The 2,680-nt window shown below is 74.1% G+C and carries 2 protein-coding genes and 1 pseudogene; all 3 read right to left on the bottom strand.

Features of this window, described 5'->3' with window-relative positions:
* Positions 1 to 1,217 (bottom strand): annotated as a pseudogene (locus FV228_RS26220) (bifunctional [glutamine synthetase] adenylyltransferase/[glutamine synthetase]-adenylyl-L-tyrosine phosphorylase); the annotation flags it as partial.
* Between the two features lie 72 nt (positions 1,218 to 1,289).
* Positions 1,290 to 1,916, bottom strand: coding sequence for a hypothetical protein (locus FV228_RS26215; protein ID WP_147857211.1), 627 nt, complete (start codon positions 1,914 to 1,916; stop codon positions 1,290 to 1,292).
* On the bottom strand, positions 1,904 to 2,608 hold the full coding sequence (locus tag FV228_RS26210) for a DUF1214 domain-containing protein (RefSeq protein WP_147857210.1): 705 nt from the start codon (positions 2,606 to 2,608) through the stop codon (positions 1,904 to 1,906). The genes FV228_RS26215 and FV228_RS26210 overlap by 13 nt, the downstream gene beginning before the upstream one ends.
* Between the last annotated feature and the right edge of the window lie 72 nt (positions 2,609 to 2,680).

Raw genomic sequence — 2,680 nt, 5'->3', positions numbered from 1 at the left:
AGGATCTCCCGGGCGCGGCCGGCCTGGAGCGCCGGACGGCGGCCGACATGCCAGCCCTGCACGGTCTCCCAGGCTGTCCGCGGATCGCGGAACCCGAACGCCGCCAGGGCCTCCAGGGTGCCGGGGTCGGCCTCGCTCTCGCCGAACACCAGGGCGTCCTCCGGCGCTCCGTCCCCGGGCGCCGCCTCGAACAGCAGGGCGTAATGGGCCTGGACGCGGCCGGCCTGGTGCAGCAGCGCCGCCTCGAACGCCGCCCGCGTGGGGAAGCCCGCGAACAGGGCCAGCGCGTCGAGCGCCGCATCCCCGGTTGGCAGGCGCTGGGTCTGCTCGTCGCGGATCATCTGGATCCGGTGCTCGAGGGTGCGCAGGAACCCGTAGGCCTCCGTGAGCTCGTCCCGGGCTTGTCCGTCGATCCAGCCCTCCGCGACGAGGCGGGACAGCATCTCGACGGTCCGGCGCCCCCGCAGGGCGGGCTTGCGGCCGCCGAACACGAGCTGCTGGGTCTGGACGAAGAACTCGATCTCCCGGATTCCGCCGCGGCCGATCTTGATGTCGTGGCCCGCCACCGTGATCGTGTCGTGCCCGCGGACCAGGTGGATCTGCCGCTTCATCGCGTGGATCTCGGCGATGGCCGCGAAGTCGAAGTGCCGGCGCCAGATGAACGGCGCGAGATCGGCCAGGAACGCCGCGCCGGCCGGGATGTCGCCGGCGATCGGCCGGGCCTTGATGAAGGCGGCGCGCTCCCAGTTCTGGCCCAGCGTCTGGTAGTAGTCGAAGGCGAAGCCGGTTGAGAGCGCCACCGCCGTCGAGCCCGGGTCCGGCCGCAGCCGGTAGTCGATCCGGTGGACGTAGCCATCGGCGGTGCGCTCCGAGAGGAGCTTCACCAGGCCCTGCGCCAGCTTGACGAAGAACGCCTTGGGGTCGCCGCCGGTGGCGGCCGCGGCGGGCTCGGCCTCGTAGAAGACGACGAGGTCGATGTCGCTGGAATAGTTCAGCTCGGCCCCGCCATGCTTGCCGAGCGCCAGGATCACCAGCCCGGAGCCGACCTGCGGCGCCTCCGGGTCCTGCGGCCGGAACCGGCCGGCCGCCATGCCCTGCCGGAGCAGGGCGTCGGTGGCCGCGCTCACCGACGCGTCGGCGAAGTCGGACAGGGCCCGGACGACCGTGTCGAGGTCCCAGCAGCCCCCGAGATCGACCAGCGCCACCAGGAGGGCGTGCGCCTCGAAGCCGCCATCGTACCGGTCGCCGAGGCGCCCCCGCTGGTCGTCAAATACTGAGTCGACCCGGCGCTACCGCCCGGTGGGTTTGCCGCCGGCATCCTTGCCTGCGGACTCGTCTGCCGGCATGTCGGTGGTGCAGGAGACGGCTTGGACGGCGGCGTTGGCGCCGGGTCGCTGGCTGGGCAGGCTGGCGATCACCCGCACGACCACGACGCCCCGCGTGTCCGGCGCGACGATGCGCACGTCGCGGCTCGGGTCGTTCTCGTCGTCGTCGGCCAGAGCCTCGTCGTACTGCGCCCGGGTGAGGATCACGAGGTCGAGGGCGCCGCGCACGGCGGCTTGGTCGGTCACGGCGTAGAAGGCGCCTCGCCGGGCATGCGCGGCGAGCGACAGCGACAGCGGTCCGGTCCGCGCAGAGACGCGCATCGGCCCGTCGGCGAGATCGTAGGCACAGACGCCCACCGCCACGGCCGGGTCCGGGATCGGCAGCCACGCCTCGGGCGGGGAGGGGTCGTCGCCGGTGGCGACCGTGTAGATCGGCTGCGGGTGATCCAGGTTTTCGCTGGTCCGGGCGCGCGAGACGGCGTCCGTCTCGGACAGACGCGGGATCGCCAGCACCGTCGCGATGTGCACGATCCCGGCGAGCACCAGGCCGATCAGCGTGGCGAAGAGGAAGCGCGGGCTCACGAGGCGCATCCCAGGCGGGTGATGGCCGGTACCGAGGCCCGGTCGAGGGATCCGACGCTGGCGGCGACCGGCGTGTCGTAGAGGCGCAGGGCCAGGCGAACCGGGCCGCTGTTCCGGGGGCTCGGCAGCCAGTTGCCGGGCTGGACGTCCGGCGCGAGGATCACCGAGAACCGCCCGTCGGCCGAGCGCAGGACCTCCGTGGAGGTGAAGCCCTCCCGCACGGCCGGACGCCCGGGATCGCGCGCACCGCGACCCGCGACGGTGAGGGTCCAGGCCCGGGCCGGCGGCGTCCCGCCGCCAATGCGATACGTGCAGGTCGCGTCGAGCGTCTGGCCCTGGTCGTCGGCCGCCGCCGTCAGCAGCAGGCCCTCGCCCACCGCCAGGGGGATCTCCCCGCGGCGGGCGTTGACGGCACGGGTATAGGGGTCGGCATTCCCGGCTCCGGCCCGAGGCCAGGCCGTCCAGGCGCCGACCGGCACGCCGCCGAACGGATAGCCGCCCCGCGTCGCCCAATCGGCGCTGGCAAGGCCGAGCACCCCGCCGAGCGCAAGGGCGTAGACCGCGAGGCCCGCGACCGAGCTCTTGCGCCAGACACGGGCGAGGAAACGGCCGGCACCGCCCAGGGACCGGACCTTCGGCGCGGGTCTGGGTTCTCCGGCCGCAGCGCTGCGGCCGGGGCTTCCGGGGATTGCGAGCCTCATCGGGTCACCGCAGCTCGATGCGGCCGCCGACGGACCGGGCGCCCGCGGCCACCGCGCCCGGCGGAGCCGAGG

Source organism: Methylobacterium sp. WL18, from assembly GCF_008040015.1.
Lineage (GTDB): Bacteria > Pseudomonadota > Alphaproteobacteria > Rhizobiales > Beijerinckiaceae > Methylobacterium > Methylobacterium mesophilicum.
This window is presented reverse-complemented; position numbering and strand designations above follow the sequence as displayed.

Excerpts from the sequence above, each read along its gene's own strand:
- FV228_RS26210 (WP_147857210.1), bottom strand. The coding sequence starts at position 2,608 with ATGAGGCTCGCAATCCCCGGAAGCCCCGGCCGCAGCGCTGCGGCCGGA.
- FV228_RS26215 (WP_147857211.1), bottom strand. The coding sequence starts at position 1,916 with ATGCGCCTCGTGAGCCCGCGCTTCCTCTTCGCCACGCTGATCGGCCTG.